Here is a 16844-nt window from a genome sequence, read left to right as displayed (position 1 = left end):
ACTCCCGCAAAGGTCCTGTCCCCCTCCCCGCCCAGCGGGGGAGGGTTGGGGTGGGGGCAAGCGCCTGCACCTAACCAAAGCACCGCAATGACCGAAATCGCCCTCTTCGGCGCCATCGAGATCGGCCTCGTCTATGCGCTGGTCGCCATCGGCGTCTATCTGTCCTTCCGCATCCTGGACTTCCCCGACCTGACGGTGGACGGAAGCTTCCCGCTGGGCGCGGCCGTCTGCGCGGTGCTGCTGATCGCCGGCGTCAATCCCTGGCTCGCCAGCCTCGCCGCGGCGCTGGCGGGTGCTGCGGCCGGGCTGGTGACGGCGACGCTGAACGTGCGCTTCAAGATCCTCCACCTGCTCGCCAGCATCCTGACGATGATCGCGCTGTTCTCCGTCAATCTGCGGGTGATGGGGCGGCCGAACGTGGCTCTGCTGATGCAGGACACCGTGCTGACCCCCTTCTACGGCCTTGGGATTCCGGACCACATCGTCCGTCCGCTTGTGGTCGGCGTCATCGTCGCGGTGGTGGTCCTGCTGCTGGCGCGCTTCCTGGCGAGCGAGTTCGGGCTGGCGATGCGGGCGACCGGCGTCAATGCCCGGATGGCGCGGGCCCAGGGAGTCGACACCGATGGCCATGTCTATGCCGGGATCGCGCTCTCCAACGGACTGACCGGGCTGGCCGGCGCGCTGTTCGCGCAGACCAACGGCTTCGCCGACGTCACCACCGGCATCGGCACCATCGTGGTCGGCCTTGCCGCGGTGATCGTCGGCGAGACGGTGCTGCCGGCCCGCGCCCTGGCGCTGGCGCTGATCGGCTGCGTCGCCGGGTCGATCCTCTACCGTCTGGCGGTGCAGGTGGCGCTCTCGGCCGACAGCATCGGCCTGCAGGCCTCCGACCTCAATCTGGTGACCGCGGTGCTGGTCGCCGTCGCCCTGATCCTGCCGCGCCTAAAGGCCAAGGCGTCCCGCAGCGCGCCCCGCAACCCGAGTGCCGCCAAATGATCGTCGTCGAGGACATCCACGTCACCTTCGGCCGCGGCACGCCGCTGGAAAAGCACGCGCTGCGCGGCATCGACCTGACCATCCCGGAGGGCGAGTTCGTCACCGTCATCGGCTCCAACGGCGCCGGCAAGTCGACCTTCCTCGGCTCGCTGGCCGGCGACGTGCTGGCGGAGCAGGGGCGCATCTCCATCGACGGCACCGACGTCACCCGCTGGGACACGCCGCGCCGCGCCGGTCTGGTCGCCCGCGTCTTCCAGGACCCGATGGCCGGCAGCTGCGCCGCCCTGACCATCGAGGAGAACATGGCGCTCGCCGCCGCCCGCGGACGCCGCCGCGGCCTGGGCCTCGCGCTCGGCAGCGACCGGCGCCGGGGCTTCCGCGACCGCATCGCCGCACTCGGCCTCGGGCTGGAGAACCGGCTGCACGACCGCATGGGGCTGCTGTCGGGCGGCCAGCGCCAGGCGGTCAGCCTGCTGATGGCGACGCTGGCCGGGTCCAAGATCCTGCTGCTGGACGAGCACACCGCCGCCCTCGATCCCGCCACCGCCGACTTCGTGCTGGAGCTGACCCGGCGCATCGTCCGCGACAACCGGCTGACCACGCTGATGGTCACCCATTCCATGCGGCAGGCGCTGGACTATGGCGACCGCACGCTGATGCTGCACGAGGGCCGCGTCGTGCTGGACGTGGCCGGCGACGAGCGCGCCGGCCTGGACGTCCCGCACCTGCTGGCATTGTTCGCCAAGCAGCGCGGCGGGGCCGAGATCAGCGACGACAGCCTGCTGATCGGTTAGGCCTTGGCCGGCTGCGCCGCGGCGTCTCCCCCGTCGATCCGGTCGTCGTCGCGGTCGGCTTCGAACAGCGACTGAAGCTCCGCGGCGGCATCGCGGGAGGTCTGGATCAGCTTCGTCTCGTCATTATGGACGGCGTGCTGGCGGATCAGGGTGCGTTCGTCATGGGCGCGGAAGGTTTCCAGCGTCCGCGTCACATCCCCTTCCGCCAGCCCCATTTGGCGCAGCACGTCGCCGGTCAGCCGCAGGCTGGAATCGAAGGTCTCGCGCACGATGTGGGTGACGCCGCGGTCCATCAGGTGGTGGACATGGCGGCGGTTGCGGGCGCGGGCGAAGATGGTCAGGTTGGGGAAATGGCGTTTCGCCATCTCCACCACGCGCAGCGACTGCTCCATGTCCTCCAGCGCCACCACCAACAGCTTGGCCTTGTCCGCCCCGGCGGCGCGCATCAGCTCCACCCGCGTCGGGTCGCCGTAATAGGCCTGGCTGCCGAACTTGCGGACGAAATCGACCTGGGCGGCGCTCTGCTCCAGTGCCGTGAAGGGAATGCCCCGCATCCGCAGCACGCGGCCGACCACCTGCCCCACCCGGCCGAATCCGCAGATGATGACCTGTGGGTTGTCGTCGGGCATTGCATCGAAGGGCCGCTTGGGCTTGCCCATCATCAGGCGCGGGGCGAGCCAGCGCTCCTCCGCCGCAAACAGGAAGGGGGTCGCCAACATGGACAGCGTCACCACCAGCATGGCCGCCGACGCCTGCTCCCCCGCCATCGCGCCGCCGGCGACCGCCAGCCCGAACAGCACAAAGCCGAACTCGCCGCCCTGGCTCAGCACCGTCGCCATCCGCATGGCGCCGGCCCAGGGCACCCCTGCGATGCGGGCCAGCACCATCATCACCAGCGCCTTCACCACCAGCAACGCCAGGGCGAGGCCGATGAAAAGGACGGGGTCCCGCAACAGGGCCGGGATATCCGCCCCCATCCCCACCGAGACGAAGAACAGGCCGAGCAGAAGCCCCTCGAACGGTTCGATGTCGGCCTGCACCTCGTGCCGGTATTCAGAATCGGACAGCAGCACGCCGGCCATGAAGGCGCCCAGCGACATGGACAGCCCGGCCTCCTGGATCAGAACGGCGGTGCCGATGACGATCAGCAGGGCGGTGGCGGTGAAGATCTCAGGCGCGCCGGCCCGGTCGACCGCGCGGAAGATCGGGCGCAGCAGGAAACGCCCGCCGATCAGCACGAGGGCGACGGCAACCGCCGCCTTGCCGACCGCCAGCCACGCCCCGTCGGCCTGCGGCACGGTGCCGTTGCCCAGCAGGGGCAGCAGGGCCACGGCCGGAATGATGGCAAGGTCCTGGAAAAGCAGGACGGAAAAGGCGTTGCGCCCCGACTGGTTGGCCAGCAGCCCGCGCTCCGCCATCATCGGCAGCGCCATGGCGGTGGAGGACAGGGCGAAGCCGAAGCCGAGCACCACCGCGGTCGGCCAGGGCAGACCCAGGACCCAGCCGCACAAACCGGCGATGACGGCGCCGGTGACCGCCACCTGCGCCCCGCCCAGCCCCAGCACCGATTTGCGCATGACCCACAGGCGGGCCGGCCGAAGCTCCAGCCCGATCAGGAACAGCAGCATCACGACGCCGAGTTCGGAGGCGTGGGCGATGGCCGACACGTTGGTGACCAGCCCCAGCCCCGCCGGCCCCACCGCCAGACCGGCGGCGAGATAGCCGAGCGGCGCACCGAACCCGAACCTTTTCGCCACCGGCACCGCGACCACCATCGCCGCCAGCAGCACAACCAAAGTTACCAGCTCCGCCATGGCCCCCGCCGTCCGTCTGTCTCCGGGGGACTATGGCGCGATTGCCGGGGCCGGCACCAGACACTTAACTGTCAGCCCGGCTATACCTTGTGCTTATTGAATCACCGGACCGGATTGGCGACGCGGGGGGAATTGCGGGCCGCCCAGCGGGTCAGCAGCAGGATGGCGGCGACCACCGCCACATAGGCGATCAGCTGTGCCTCGGTCGGGCGGTCGGTGTAGCCGACCAGCACATGCAGCACCTGTCCGATCAGGCTGTTGTCGCGCAGGATGCCGGAGCTGTCCCACAGGATGGTGCCGCCCGCCATCAGGATGCCGGCCTGCGCCAGGAAGTTGACCGCCGTGGCGGCCATGCCGGCGGCCAGCAGGGTCAGCAACCATGTGGTGGTGGAGAACAGATGCCGCGTCGGGATCTGCACCAGTCCGGCATAGAGAAGCACGGACACCAAGGCGCCCAGGGCCATGCCGCCCAGGCCGCCGGCGGCGACGGTGGCGATGCCGCCCTCCTCCGACGCCAGGATGCCGGTCAGGAACAGCACGACCTCCGACCCTTCGCGCAGAACCGCGACCCCGATGACGATCGCCAGCGCCGCCAGCGACTTCTCGCCGCTCCGCACCGCATGGCCGACAGCCTTCATGTCGCGCGCCAGCTCGCGGCCATGCTGCGCCATCCAGGCATTGTGCCAGGCAAGCATCACCACCGCGATCAGCAGGACGCCGGCATTGAACAGCTCCTGCCCGGTGTCGGCGAACAGTCCGCTGATGGCATCGGCGAAGGCGGCGACGACGCAGGAGCCGACGATGCCGCCGGCGATGCCGAGCGCGATCCAGCGGGCGCGCCCGACCACACCCTGGGTCGCGGCCAGCACGATGCCGACGATGAGGCCCGCTTCCAGGACCTCGCGGAACACAATGATCAGACTGGCGAGCATGGTCGTCTCCGGGGCTGGCGGGCGGTCAGGACCGCGTCACTCTGCAATCACGGCGCCCTGCGCCGTCGCTTCGTGGAACTCGCCGAAGAAGGGATAGCGCCCCGGCTTCAACGGGCCGACCATCACCTTGATCTGCTTGCGCCCGCCGACGATCTTCTCGACCTTCATCTCGTTGCTTTCGAACTCCTCCGACGTGGCGTCCTGGTTGTCGACCAGCAGCGTCACGCGCTTGTTGGCGGGGATCTTCACCTCCGCCGGCTCGAATTTGTGGTCCTTGATGACGATGGTCACCATGTCGTCGGCGCGCGCGGCGCCGGCCGGGATCAGGACCGCGGCGGACAGGGCGATGGCGCAAAGGGCGGCGCTGGCGGCGGAAAGCAGCGATGGACGGCGCATTCGCGGAAGACCTCGGGGCTGGAAGGGGCATTGCTTGTGAAAATCATTCTCACCCCACCCCCGAGGGTCAAACAAAAGGCCCCCGCGGGTGCTGCAACGCACCTGCGACGGAAACGCGCATCCATTGCGGATGCGGCCGCCTTTGCCCTCAACCGGAATGTCCGTAACGCTGCGCTTCTATTCGTTCTCAGACGAGCCGGGAAATTGCTCCAGCCCATCGGTGATCTCATAGTAATCGGCCTTGCCTTCGACATAGCCGTGGCGGAGCGTCTTCAGGCCGGTCGGCTGGTCCAGGCTGCCGGCGGCGATCTCGATTTCCGATTTGCCGTCGCCCTTCCAGAACAGGGAGGACCCGCAACGGCCGCAGAAGCCCCGCTCCGCGAAGTGGGACGAGCGGAACCATGTCAGCGTTACGGCCGCGTCGAACACGACGGTATCGCGCGGAACGGTGATGTAGGCACCGATATGGCCGTGGAAGCGGCGGCACTGCCCGCAATGGCAGGTGACCACTCCATCCGGCCGCTCGGCCAGCAGGAAGCGCACGCCGCCGCACAGGCAGCCTCCGGACAGCGCCGGGCCCTGCCCTCCGCTGCTTTCCCGTTCGTTCCCGCTGCCGCTCATGCCACGACCTCTCCCGTGCTGGTCCGGCGTTCGACCCCGTCGTCGCCGATGTCGTAATAGGCGCCCTTGTGGTCGACGAAGATGTGCCGTTCCACCCGCAGGCTGGTCGCATCGTCCAGGCTTCCGGCCGTCACCGTGATGCGCGGTTCACCCTCCGCCGGATCCTGGTCCAGCGCCTCCCAGAACAGCCCGGCACCGCAACAGGCGCAAAAGCCGCGGCGTGCCCGGCTGGAAGAGGCGTACCACGTCAGCGTCGCGTCGTTGAGCAGGCGCAACGCCGCACGCGGCGCCCCGGTGTAGGCGCCGACATGGCTGTGCTGGCGACGGCATTGGGCGCAGTGGCAGAAGGAGATCGGCTCCGGCCGGACATCGATGGCATAGCGCACGCCGCCGCACAGGCAGCCGCCGGTCCAGACCCGCTCCTCCTCCCCGCCCCGTTCCGCCGCGCTCTCCGAACCGCCGGCCATCGGTCAGCCCTGCCAGAAGGGCTTGTGGGCTTCCTGCTCCGCATCGGCGCGGGAAATGCCGATGTCGGACAGCAGATGGTCGGGCAGCGCCTCCAGCGCCCGGCGCTGGCGCCGCCGCTCGCTCCAGGTCGCGAAGCGGTCGAACAGGTCGATCATCCAGTGACCGAGGCCCTTGCCATCCCGGGCCGAGGTGCGGCGGGACAGGTCGGTGCTGGAGAGGAAGGACTGCGTAGCCTTTGCCATGATCCGGTCTCCTCCGGGGAAGGGAGCGGGGCATCCGCCTCTCCGCTCCAGTTCGTGTGATCGCTTGTGGAGTTGAGGATGGTGCAGAGGCCGCTTGCCGACAAACGACGGTTTCTCATAGAATCGATTAGCCGAGCTAATCCGAACCCACTCCCCGGTCCCTCCCCGCATGTCCCGCCGCCTGCCCCCGCTGAATGCGCTGCGCGCCTTCGAAGCCGCCGCGCGCCATCTTTCCTTCACAAAAGCCGCGGAAGAGCTGCATGTGACGCAGGCTGCCGTCAGCCACCAGATCAAGGCGCTGGAGGAATGGCTCGGATTACCGCTGTTTCGCCGAATGAACCGGGCGCTGGCCCTGACCGAGGCCGGGCAGAGCTACCTGCCGCCGGTGCGCGAAGCGATGGACACGCTGTCCCAGGCGACCGACCGGCTGATCCGCGCCGACAGCAGCGGTACGCTCACCATCTCCACCATGCCCAGCTTCGCGTCGAAATGGCTGGTGCCGCGGCTGATGCGCTTCCAGAAGCGCCATCCGGAAATGGATGTGCGGGTGCACAGCACGGCGCAGATCGTCGATTTCGCCCGTCATGACGTCGATCTGGCGATCCGCTTCGGCAACGGGCTTTGGCCCGATTTGCGGGTGGAGCGGTTGCTGACCGAGGACATCTTCCCCGTCGGCCATCCGTCGCTGCTGGCGGGCGACCGCCCGCTGGTCAACCCGGAGGATCTGCGGCACCACACGCTGCTGCACGACGACTACAACATTTCCTGGGCTGTGTGGTGCCGGGCGGCGGGAATCGAGGGGGTGGACACCGAGCGCGGCCTGCGCTTCGACGATCGTCCTTCACCCTGCAGGCGGCGATCAACGGCCACGGCATCGCGCTCGCCCGCGGGGTGCTGGTGGCGGACGACATCGCCGCCGGACGGCTGGTCCGCCTGTTCGAGGTGCGGCTGCCGGGAAGCCTCGCCTATTACGTGGTGGCGCCGCCGCATTACTTTTCCCGGCCCAAGGTGAAGGCCTTCCGCGACTGGCTGTTCGAAGAGGCCGGAACGGGCTGAAACTCGCAGCGAAAGTCCTGCGCCAAGCAGCCGTCTTGAACGGCTTGCGGGCGTGCCGGACCGCTCCTATAGTCCGCGCCCATGAGCGCGAACCCGTCCCCCGACACGGTCTTCCCGCACCGCCATCTTCTCGGTATCGAGGGACTGCGGGCCGGCGAGATCACCCAGATTCTCGACCTCGCCGACGGCTATGTCGAGCAGAACCGCCGCCCCGTGAAGAAGTCCACCCTGTTGGACGGCCGCACGCAGGTGAACCTGTTCTTCGAGAACTCCACCCGCACCCGCACCAGCTTCGAGTTGGCCGGAAAGCGGCTGGGGGCCGACGTCATCAACATGTCGACCGACAGCAGTTCGGTGAAGAAGGGCGAAACCCTGATCGACACGGCGATGACGCTGAACGCCATGCACCTGGACGCGCTGGTGGTCCGCCACGCCGATTCGGGCGCGGTGAAGCTGCTGGCCGACAAGGTCAACTGCTCCGTCATCAACGCCGGCGACGGCCACCACGAACATCCGACCCAGGCCCTGCTGGACGCGCTGGCGATCCGCCGCCGCCTGGGCCGGCTGGACGGGCTGATCGTGGCGATCTGCGGCGACATCCTCCACAGCCGCGTCGCGCGCTCCAACATCCACCTGCTGAACGCCATGGGCGCGCGGGTGCGCTGCGTCGCACCGCCGACCCTGCTGCCGTCGCAGATCGAACGGTTGGGCGTCGAGGTCCACCACTCGATGAAGACCGGGCTGCGCGATGCCGACGTGGTGATGATGCTGCGCCTGCAGACCGAGCGGATGAGCGGCCAGTATGTCCCGTCCACCCGCGAGTACTTCTACTTCTACGGCCTCGATTACGAGAAGCTGGAGGTGGCTAAGCCCGACGCGGTCATCATGCATCCCGGTCCGATGAACCGCGGCGTGGAGATCGATTCGGAGGTCGCCGACGACCTCAAGCGCTCCATGATCCTCGATCAGGTGGAACTGGGCGTGGCCGTGCGCATGGCCGTGCTCGACCTGCTGACCCGCGAACGCCGCCAGTCCGACCTTGCGGGAGCCGCCCGATGAGTGCCCCGACCAACACCCGTACCGTCTTCCGCAACGCCCGCCTGCTCGATCCGGCGACAGGGCTGGACCAGCGCGCCGACCTGCTGATCGACGGCGAGACCATCGCCGACTTCGGCCCCGGCCTGTTCAGCGACTCCACGCCCGAGGGGGCGGAGGTCGTCGATCTCGCCGGCCAGTGCCTCGCCCCCGGCCTTGTCGACATGCGCGTGCTGATCGGCGAGCCGGGCGAGGAGGAAAAGGACACGATCAAGAGCGCGTCCCGCGCCGCGGCAGCCGGTGGCATCACCGCCATGGCGCTGCTGCCCAACACCGACCCGGTGCTGGACGAGGTCGCCGGGCTGGAGTTCATCGCGCGGCGCGCCCGCGAAGTGAAGCTGGTCAAGGTCTTCGCCTACGGCTCCGCCACGCGCGGCACCGAAGGCAACGAGATCACCGAGATGGGTCTGCTGAGCCATGCCGGGGCGGTGGCCTTCACCGACGGCATCAAGCCCATCGCCAGCGCCAAGACCATGCGCCGGGCGCTCAGCTACGCCAAGACCTTCGGCAAGCTGATCGTCCAGCACCCGGAGGAGCCGTCCCTGGCCGCGGGCGGCATGATGAATTCCGGCGAGATCGCCACCCGCCTCGGCCTTGTCGGCATCCCGCGCGAGGCCGAGATCATCATGATCGAGCGCGACCTGCGGCTCGCCGAACTGACCGGCGGACGCCTGCATTTCGCCCACATCACCACGTCGGAGTCGGTCGATCTGATCCGTCGCGCCAAGGCGCGCGGGCTGAAGGTGACCTGCGACACCGCCCCGCATTATTTCGCCCTGACCGAGACCGACGTCGGCGATTACCGCACCTATGCCAAGGTGTCGCCGCCGTTGCGCGGCGAGATGGACCGCCGGGCCATCGTCGAAGGTCTGGCCGACGGCACCATCGACGCCATCGCGTCCGACCATGTGCCGCAGGACCAGGACCAGAAGCGTCTGCCCTTCGCCCAGGCCGCCCCCGGCGTCATCGGGCTGGAGACGCTGTTCCCGCTGACCCTGGAACTGGTGCACAAGGGCAAGATGCCGCTGCTGAAGGCGCTGGCCTGCGTCACCTCGAACCCGGCGGCGATCCTCGATCTGGCGGTCGGCCGCATCGTGAAGGGCGGACCGGCCGATCTGGTCGTCTTCGACCTCGACGTTCCCTGGCAGATCGACGTCAGCCGCTTCAAGTCGAAGTCTAAGAACTCACCCTTCGAGAACCGCCCGGTCCAGGGCCGGCCGCTGCGCACCATCGTGGACGGCCGCAGCGTCTGGCAGGCGGAGGACTGATCCGGTGTTCACTCTCGTGCTTGCCGCCCTGCTGGGCTATCTGCTGGGCTCGATCCCGTTCGGGCTGGTCCTGACCCGGCTGGCCGGGCTGGGCGACATCCGCCAGATCGGTTCCGGCAACATCGGCGCTACCAACGTGCTGCGCACAGGCAACAAGCCGCTGGCGCTGGCGACCCTGCTGCTGGACAGCGGCAAGGGCGCCATCGCCGCCCTGCTGGCGCTGTGGTGGGCCGGGCCGGAGGCGGCGGTTCTGGCCGCCGGCGGCGCCATGCTGGGCCACAGCTTCCCGGTCTGGCTGGGCTTCAAGGGCGGCAAGGGTGTCGCGACGGCACTGGGCGTGCTGCTGGCGATTTCCTGGCCGGTCGGTCTGCTGGCCTGCCTGACCTGGCTGGTGATGGCGGCGCTGTTCCGCATCTCCTCCCTGTCCGCTCTGACGGCGCTGGGCGTCAGCCCGCTGACCGGCTGGTATTTCGGCGGGCCGCTGGTCGCCGGCCTCTGCCTGTTCATCGCCGTGCTGGTCTTCATCCGCCACGAGGCGAACATCCGCCGCCTGCTGAAGGGCGAGGAGCCGAAGATCGGTTCCGGCAAGAAGAAAGCGGCCTGACCGGTCGGCTTCCCCTTCCCGCCACCGGAAGGGGAAGCCCATTTCCCCGGACGGCCGGGAATCAACTTATCATCGCCGGATTCCACCTTTCCTGGAATCGTCGGATCAAGAGCATGGTGACTGCGCCCTGCATGATTTGGCGAGGCCAAGCCGTGTCTCCACGGCATTTTGATATACTAGTACAATAATATTCTCCACCTTCTGGCATACTACCTTTGGCGGAAGCTACGAAGTATCTCTGCACGACTTCCGCCTCACGCAGAACTCCGCTTGAAATCGCGCGAATGCACCGAAATACTTCGGATATTCATTCATGATTTTTCAAATCAAAGCCTCAGTAAATCACGATTTTTTCTAACTGAGTTATGGTAATTTCTAAAAATCACAAGCTGTGTCAATTAGGTATGCGACCTTTTGTCATTTAGCCCTTCTTAAATTTCTTTGGCACATACCCCAGTATGAGATTGTGCAGCCTCCGCGGCCGGTACGGCGTCGGATGGCTGCGTGGAAACCGTCATGGGGGCATGGCTATGTTGGGTACGTTGAAGATACGCACGCGGGTGAACGCCGGGTTCGGCGTGGTCGTCCTTCTGCTGATACTGCTTGGGGTGGTCTCCTGGCGTTCGGCCCAGCATTCGAACGATAGCCTGAACAGCTTCGCCGACCAGGGCCTGATCGTGGAGCAAATCCAGAAGGTGGATTTGGCCGTGCTGCGCGCCCGGATGGCCTTCCTGCGCTACATGGCGACCGGCAAGGTGGAGAACACGCAGGCTATCTACAGCGAGATGGCCAATGCGGAACGGGAATTGGCGGCGACCAAGCCGATGATGCCCGACGACGCCTCCCGCCGCCCGCTCGACGAAGAGGCCGCCAAGCTGCAGTCCTACATCGCGGCGGTCCGCGACTATCAGGCTCGCCGCACCGAGCTTGAGCGCCTCACCAAGGACGTGGTGTACGACGCCGGCTCCGCCCTGCGCGCGCAGTTGGTGGAAATGCGCACGGCTGAAGAGAACGCCGGTCACTTCGCGACGGTCGCCACCCTGAACAAGCTGAGCGAAGGGGTGTGGACCACCCGCATCCTGGCCTTCCGCCTGTTGGCCGGCGACAAGGAATATGATTTCGACCGGGTCGCCCTCCGGCTCGGCGAGGCATCCGGCGCCATGAAGGAACTGGAGGGCATGCCGCTTGCCGACGGTCAGCAGGCACGGATCGACGCCTCCAGCGCCTTGCTTGAAAAGCTGGCGACCGGCCTGAAGTCGATCGAAGGCCACATGAAGGCGATGGATGAGATCGTCAACTCCCGTCTCAGCCCGATCGGCACGGCCATCGCCAAGCAGCTCCAGGAAATCCGCGATCCGGTTACCGCCGGTCAGGCGTCGATGCGCAAGAGCGCAATCGAGACCGCCGACAATGCGGAAACGCTGAGCATGATCCTGACCCCGGCGGCGGCGCTGCTTGCGCTCCTGCTGGCCTGGCTGATCGGCCGCAGCGTCGCCAACCCGGTGGTGGCCATGACTACGGCGATGGGCCGTCTGGCCAAGGGCGATCTCGGCGTCGATATCCCCGCCGCCGGCCGTCGCGACGAAATCGGCGCCATGGCGTCGGCCGTGCAGGTCTTCCGCGACTCCATGATCCAGACCGGACGCATGGAGCAGGAAGCGAAGGAGGCGGAAGCGCGCGCCGCCGCCGACCGCCGCGCCGCCATGCTCCAACTGGCCGACAGCTTCGAAGGCAACGTGCAGGGCATCGTGGAGACGGTCGCCTCCGCCGCGACGGAGATGCAGGGCACGGCCGGCGCCATGTCGGCCACCGCCGATCAGACCAGCGCCCAGGCGACCACCGTCGCCGCGGCGGCCGAACAGGCTTCCGCCAACGTGCAGACCGTCGCCGCCGCGACCGAGGAGCTTTCCGCCTCCATCGCCGAGATCGGCCGGCAGGTCACCGCCTCCACCCGCGTCGCCGCGCAGGCGGTGGAGGATGCCCGCCGCACCGGTCAGGCCATCGAGGGACTGGTGCAGGCCGCCCAGCAGATCGAGCAGGTGGTGGTCCTCATCAACTCCATCGCCGGCCAGACCAACCTGCTGGCCCTGAACGCCACCATTGAAGCGGCCAGGGCCGGCGAGGCCGGTAAGGGCTTCGCCGTCGTCGCCAGCGAGGTGAAGCAGCTCGCCAACCAGACCGCCCGCGCCACCGAGGACATTCAGGCCAAGGTGAAGGAAATCCAGTCCGCCACCGCCGGTGCGCAGAACGCCATCACCGGCATCGCCAGCACCATCGACCAGATCAGCGACATCTCCACCGGCATCGCCGCCGCCATCGAGGAGCAGAATGCCGCGACCGGCGACATCGCCAACAATGTCGCGCAGGCGGCCCGCGGCACCGGCGACGTGTCCTCCAACATCCTGGGGGTGAATCAGGCGGCGTCGGAGACCGGAACGGCCGCCGGTCAGGTCCTGCATGCGGCCGGCGACCTTGCCCGCGACGCCGAAAGGCTGCGCCGCGAGGTGCAGAGCTTCGTGGCGACGATCCGCGCGGCCTGACGGCGCATTCTTTCCCACGGCGGACGCCACGGGCGGCGGGGAGGAAACTCCCCGCCGTTTTCGTTTGTAGCCCCTTGATTCCGTTCCGCTTGGCGCCGGTCCGCCCTGTCCGGTTCCGCCCACCGGGGGAAAGACAACGGGTGCGGCCATGCGTTATGCTGCACGGCAATCCGGGACACGAACCAACAACCCGGCAGGCGAGCCGGCCGCTGACGCCGGCGGATAACGAGACGCTGAGGGAACCGAGAATGGACACTCCGCTGTGGAGCCCGAGTGAGGAGCGCATCGCGCAGGCCAACCTGACCGCTTTCCGCGAGGCGGCGAATGCGCGATTCGGACTGCGGCTGGACGATTACGACGCGCTCTACAACTGGTCGATCGCGGAGAAGGAGCGGTTCTGGCGCTTCCTGTGGGAATGGGCCGGGCTGACCGGCGACCTCGGCAGCGTCGATCTGCTGGACGGCGACAGGATGCCGGGCGCCCGCTGGTTCCCGGAAGCCAGCCTCAGCTATGCGGAGAATCTGCTGGCCGGCGCCCCCAACGACGACGCCGTCGTCTTCTGGGGCGAGGACAAGGTGAAGTACCGCTGGAGCGGGGCGGAGCTGAAGGCCACCGTCTCCCGCCTGCAGCAGGCGCTGAAGGCCAAGGGCGTCGGCAAGGGCGACCGCGTCGCCGCCATCATGCCGAACATGCCGGAAACGCTGGCGGCGATGATCGCCACCACCAGCCTGGGCGCCGTCTGGTCCTCCTGCTCGCCCGATTTCGGGGTCCAGGGCATCACCGACCGTTTCGGCCAGATCGAGCCGAAGGTGGTCTTCGCGCCCGACGCCTACTGGTACAACGGCAAGAGCCACGACGTCCGCGCCAAGGTGGCGGAGGTTCTGAAGGATCTGCCGACCGTCGTCGCCACCGTCATCGTGCCCTATGTCGACCGGACGCCGGACGTCTCCGCCATTCCCGGCGCCGTCGGCCTCCAGGACTTCATGGCGCCCTACCCGGCGGCCGAACCGACGTTCGAGCGGGTCGCCTTCGACCACCCGCTGTTCATCCTCTACTCCTCCGGCACCACCGGAAAGCCGAAATGCATCGTGCACGGCACCGGCGGCAGCATCCTTCAGCATGTGAAGGAACACCGGCTGCATTGCGACCTGAAGCGCGGCGACCGCCAGTTCTACTTCACCACCTGTGGCTGGATGATGTGGAACTGGCTGGTGACCGGGCTGGCCAGCGGGACCACGCTGGTCCTCTATGACGGCTCGCCCTTCGCCCCCACCGGCAACATCCTGTTCGACTATGCCGATGCGGAGCGGATAACCCTGTTCGGCACCTCGGCCAAGTTCATCCAGTCGCTGGAGAAGTCCGGGCTGGAGCCGAAGAAGACCCACTCTCTCGCCAGCGTCCGCGCCCTGGCCTCCACCGGCTCGCCGCTGATGCCGGAGAATTTCGAATACGTCTACCGCTCCATCAAGCAGGACATCCATCTCGCCTCGATCAGCGGCGGGACCGACATCATGTCCTGCTTCGTGCTGGGCAACCCGATCTCCCCCGTCTGGAAGGGCGAGATCCAGACGCGCGGCCTGGGCATGGCGGTGGAGGCCTTCGACGACAACGGCCACGCCGTGCGCGGCGAAAAGGGTGAGCTGGTCTGCACCCGCCCCTTCCCCAGCATGCCCATCGGCTTCTGGGCCGATCCGGACGGGTCCAAGTACCGCTCCGCCTATTTCGACCGTTTTCCCAACGTCTGGGTCCATGGCGACTTCATCGAGCAGACCGAACATGGCGGCTGGGTGATTTATGGCCGGTCGGACGCGGTGCTGAACCCCGGCGGCGTGCGCATCGGCACGGCCGAGATCTACCGTCAGGTCGAACAGCTGCCGGAGATCATGGAAGCGGTCTGCATCGGCCAGGAATGGGACGGCGACGTGCGCGTCGTGCTGTTCGTGGTCCTGCGCGAGGGCATGACGCTGGACGAGGCGCTCGCCGCCGCCATCCGCAAGCGGATCAAGGACAACTGCTCCCCCCGCCATGTGCCGGCGAAGATCGTGCAGGTCACCGACATCCCGCGCACCCGGTCGGGCAAGATCACCGAGCTGGCGGTGCGCGACGCAGTCCATGGCCGCCCGATCAAGAACACCGAGGCGCTGTCCAACCCGCAGGCCCTGGACGAGTTCCGCGAACGGGCCGAGCTGAGCGGGGCATGAGGTGTCGGTGAAGCTGTTCCTCGACCTCGACGGGGTGCTGGCCGATTTCGACCGCGGCGTGGTCGCGGCCACCGGCAAGCGGCCGGAACAGCTGCCGATGAAGGAGATGTGGCGGGCCCTGTCCCGCCACTCCGATTTCTTCGGCACGCTGGAGTTCATGCATGACGCGCAGGAGCTTTGGAGCTTCTGCGCGCCCCACCGGCCGACCATCCTCACCGGCCTGCCGCTGGGCAGCTGGGCACCCGAACAGAAAAAGCGCTGGGTCGCCCGCATGCTGGGCGCCGACGTGCCGGTCATCACCTGCATGGCCCGCGACAAGGCCCGCTATGCCAGCCCCGGCGCCGTCCTGGTCGACGATCGGGAGAAGGCACGCGATCCGTGGGAATCGGCCGGCGGCCGTTTCATCCTCCACCGCAACGCGGCCGACAGCATCGCCGAGCTGGTCAGGCTGGGATTCTGAAACGGAAAAGGGGCGGCACCTGCGTGCCGCCCCCGTCCAGTCCGCAGGCTTGCTTACTCGGCCGCCGCGGTCTTGGTCTCGCGGCTGGTCTTCCACAGCGACACCAGCACGCCGCCGCCGATCAGGGCGAAGGTGACGCCCAGCGCGATCAGCGGATCGGGCTTGCCGAAGAACTGCGTGTAGAAGATCTTGCCGCCGATGAACACCAGGACCAGCGCCAGGGCATATTTCAGATAGCGGAAGCGGTGGACCATCGCCGCCAGGGCGAAGTACAGCGCGCGCAGGCCCAGGATGGCGAAGATGTTGCTGGTGTAGACCAGGTACGGGTCGGTGGTGATGGCGAAGATCGCCGGCACGCTGTCGACCGCGAAGACAAGGTCGGCCAACTCAACCATGATCAGCGCCAGCAGAAGCGGGGTGGCGGCCCAGCGCAGCGCGCCGCCCGGACCGCTCGGCTCCTTGACGATGAAGTGATGACCATGGAAGCGGTCGGTCACCCGGATATGACGCTTCAGGAAACGGAGGACCGCGTTCTCGCCCAGGTCGGTTTCCTCATCCTTCGCGAACAGCATCTTGATGCCGGTCAGCACCAGGAAGGCTCCGAACAGGTAGAGGACCCAGTGGAATTCCGAAACGAGGGCGGCGCCGGCGCCGATCATCAGGCCGCGCAGGACGATGACGCCCAGGATACCCCAGAACAGCACGCGGTGCTGCAGTTCACGTGGGACGGCGAAGTAGCTGAAGATCAGCGATATTACGAATACGTTGTCGAGTGACAGGCTCTTCTCGACAAAGAAGCCCGTGTAGTACTGAAGTCCTGCCTCCGAACCCATCGAGTACCAGACCCAGCCGCCGAACAGCAGGGCTACCGCGATGTAGAATGCCGACAGTTTCAGGCTTTCACCGACTTCGATCACATGGTCGCGGCGGTTGAGCACCCCCAGATCCAGGACCAGGAGCGTCAGCACGACGCCGATGAAAATAAGCCAAATCCAGACAGGTTTTCCCATAAATTCGAGGAAAACCATCGAAAGTATGCCATCCATGGCAAGACCCACTTGATGACGCTGCGTCAGCGGAGAAATCAAGCGGTTCCGACATCACGACCGACGCCTCGGTCGTCAGAGGGACCCGGACCCGAACTCCCACCCAGATGGTGTCGCCGCCCCTGCCGTCAAGATGGGGGAAGTAGGAGTTTTTGCATTTCAAGCAAAGCCGGGCCGGGCACTGCTTGCCTTCATTCGAGTTCAGCGGATGGCGGTCTGGGCGAGTCGCGGCGGTTTCTCGCCGCGGACAGGGGTGACATGGGTTCGTGAAGGCGGAAAACTGCGGCCGGGGAGACAATGGCAGCACCGGG

16 protein-coding genes and 1 pseudogene are annotated in these 16844 nt (G+C 67.3%); 10 read left to right on the top strand and 7 right to left on the bottom strand.

Annotated elements, in window-relative coordinates:
- The first annotated feature begins 87 nt into the window (after positions 1–87).
- Together AB8P05_RS01545 and AB8P05_RS01540 are read left to right on the top strand one after the other, a co-directional pair.
- Positions 88–996, top strand: a complete 909-nt coding sequence (locus AB8P05_RS01545; RefSeq protein ID WP_472758534.1) for an ABC transporter permease — start codon at positions 88–90, stop codon at positions 994–996.
- Positions 993–1790, top strand: a complete 798-nt coding sequence (locus tag AB8P05_RS01540) for an ABC transporter ATP-binding protein (protein ID WP_472758533.1) — start codon at positions 993–995, stop codon at positions 1788–1790. Before AB8P05_RS01545 ends, AB8P05_RS01540 begins: the two co-directional genes overlap by 4 nt.
- Here the strand turns inward: AB8P05_RS01540 and AB8P05_RS01535 are convergent.
- The 6 genes from AB8P05_RS01535 to AB8P05_RS01510 form a co-directional block, all read right to left on the bottom strand.
- Complete coding sequence (locus AB8P05_RS01535; RefSeq protein WP_472758532.1) at positions 1787–3604, bottom strand: monovalent cation:proton antiporter-2 (CPA2) family protein; 1818 nt, start codon at positions 3602–3604, stop codon at positions 1787–1789. The genes AB8P05_RS01540 and AB8P05_RS01535 overlap by 4 nt on opposite strands.
- 101 nt (positions 3605–3705) lie before the next feature.
- Positions 3706–4536: an FTR1 family iron permease gene (locus AB8P05_RS01530; RefSeq protein WP_472758531.1), complete on the bottom strand. Its 831-nt coding sequence runs from the start codon at positions 4534–4536 to the stop codon at positions 3706–3708.
- Between the two features lie 36 nt (positions 4537–4572).
- Positions 4573–4932 (bottom strand): cupredoxin domain-containing protein, encoded by a 360-nt coding sequence (locus AB8P05_RS01525; RefSeq protein ID WP_472758530.1) that lies wholly within the window; start codon positions 4930–4932, stop codon positions 4573–4575.
- Between the two features lie 177 nt (positions 4933–5109).
- On the bottom strand, positions 5110–5553 hold the full coding sequence (locus AB8P05_RS01520; protein WP_472758529.1) for a GFA family protein: 444 nt from the start codon (positions 5551–5553) through the stop codon (positions 5110–5112).
- Positions 5550–6020 (bottom strand): GFA family protein, encoded by a 471-nt coding sequence (locus AB8P05_RS01515; RefSeq protein ID WP_472758528.1) that lies wholly within the window; start codon positions 6018–6020, stop codon positions 5550–5552. The genes AB8P05_RS01520 and AB8P05_RS01515 overlap by 4 nt, the downstream gene beginning before the upstream one ends.
- Before the next feature lie 3 nt (positions 6021–6023).
- Complete coding sequence (locus tag AB8P05_RS01510; protein ID WP_472758527.1) at positions 6024–6263, bottom strand: DUF1127 domain-containing protein; 240 nt, start codon at positions 6261–6263, stop codon at positions 6024–6026.
- 169 nt (positions 6264–6432) lie between these two features.
- Here AB8P05_RS01510 and gcvA point away from each other — a divergent pair.
- The 8 genes and pseudogenes from gcvA to AB8P05_RS01470 all read left to right on the top strand — a co-directional run.
- A pseudogene (gene gcvA / locus AB8P05_RS01505) lies at positions 6433–7038 on the top strand (transcriptional regulator GcvA); the annotation flags it as partial.
- Positions 7038–7319, top strand: coding sequence for a LysR substrate-binding domain-containing protein (locus AB8P05_RS01500; RefSeq protein ID WP_472758526.1), 282 nt, complete (start codon positions 7038–7040; stop codon positions 7317–7319). The pseudogene gcvA and the gene AB8P05_RS01500, both read left to right, overlap by 1 nt.
- Positions 7320–7400: 81 nt before the next feature.
- A complete protein-coding gene (locus tag AB8P05_RS01495; RefSeq protein WP_111066198.1) occupies positions 7401–8378 on the top strand; it encodes an aspartate carbamoyltransferase catalytic subunit in 978 nt (325 codons plus the stop codon).
- Positions 8375–9682: a dihydroorotase gene (locus tag AB8P05_RS01490; RefSeq protein WP_472758525.1), complete on the top strand. Its 1308-nt coding sequence runs from the start codon at positions 8375–8377 to the stop codon at positions 9680–9682. The genes AB8P05_RS01495 and AB8P05_RS01490 overlap by 4 nt, the downstream gene beginning before the upstream one ends.
- A 4-nt stretch (positions 9683–9686) precedes the next feature.
- Positions 9687–10286, top strand: a complete 600-nt coding sequence (gene plsY, locus AB8P05_RS01485; RefSeq protein WP_455171545.1) for a glycerol-3-phosphate 1-O-acyltransferase PlsY — start codon at positions 9687–9689, stop codon at positions 10284–10286.
- Between the two features lie 458 nt (positions 10287–10744).
- Complete coding sequence (locus AB8P05_RS01480) at positions 10745–12826, top strand: methyl-accepting chemotaxis protein (protein ID WP_472758524.1); 2082 nt, start codon at positions 10745–10747, stop codon at positions 12824–12826.
- 248 nt (positions 12827–13074) lie between these two features.
- Positions 13075–15027 carry an acetoacetate--CoA ligase gene (locus tag AB8P05_RS01475; protein ID WP_472758523.1) on the top strand — a complete coding sequence of 651 codons (1953 nt, stop codon included), beginning with the start codon at positions 13075–13077 and terminating at the stop codon, positions 15025–15027.
- A gap of 7 nt (positions 15028–15034) precedes the next feature.
- Positions 15035–15487, top strand: a complete 453-nt coding sequence (locus tag AB8P05_RS01470; protein WP_472758522.1) for a hypothetical protein — start codon at positions 15035–15037, stop codon at positions 15485–15487.
- A gap of 53 nt (positions 15488–15540) precedes the next feature.
- Here the strand turns inward: AB8P05_RS01470 and AB8P05_RS01465 are convergent, their stop codons facing one another.
- Positions 15541–16533: a TerC family protein gene (locus tag AB8P05_RS01465; RefSeq protein WP_472758521.1), complete on the bottom strand. Its 993-nt coding sequence runs from the start codon at positions 16531–16533 to the stop codon at positions 15541–15543.
- Positions 16534–16844: the final 311 nt, after the last annotated feature.

The organism is Azospirillum sp. VT-I1, assembly GCF_055698305.1.
Note: the sequence above shows the minus strand (reverse complement) of the source record. Positions and strands in the feature narration are given on the sequence as shown.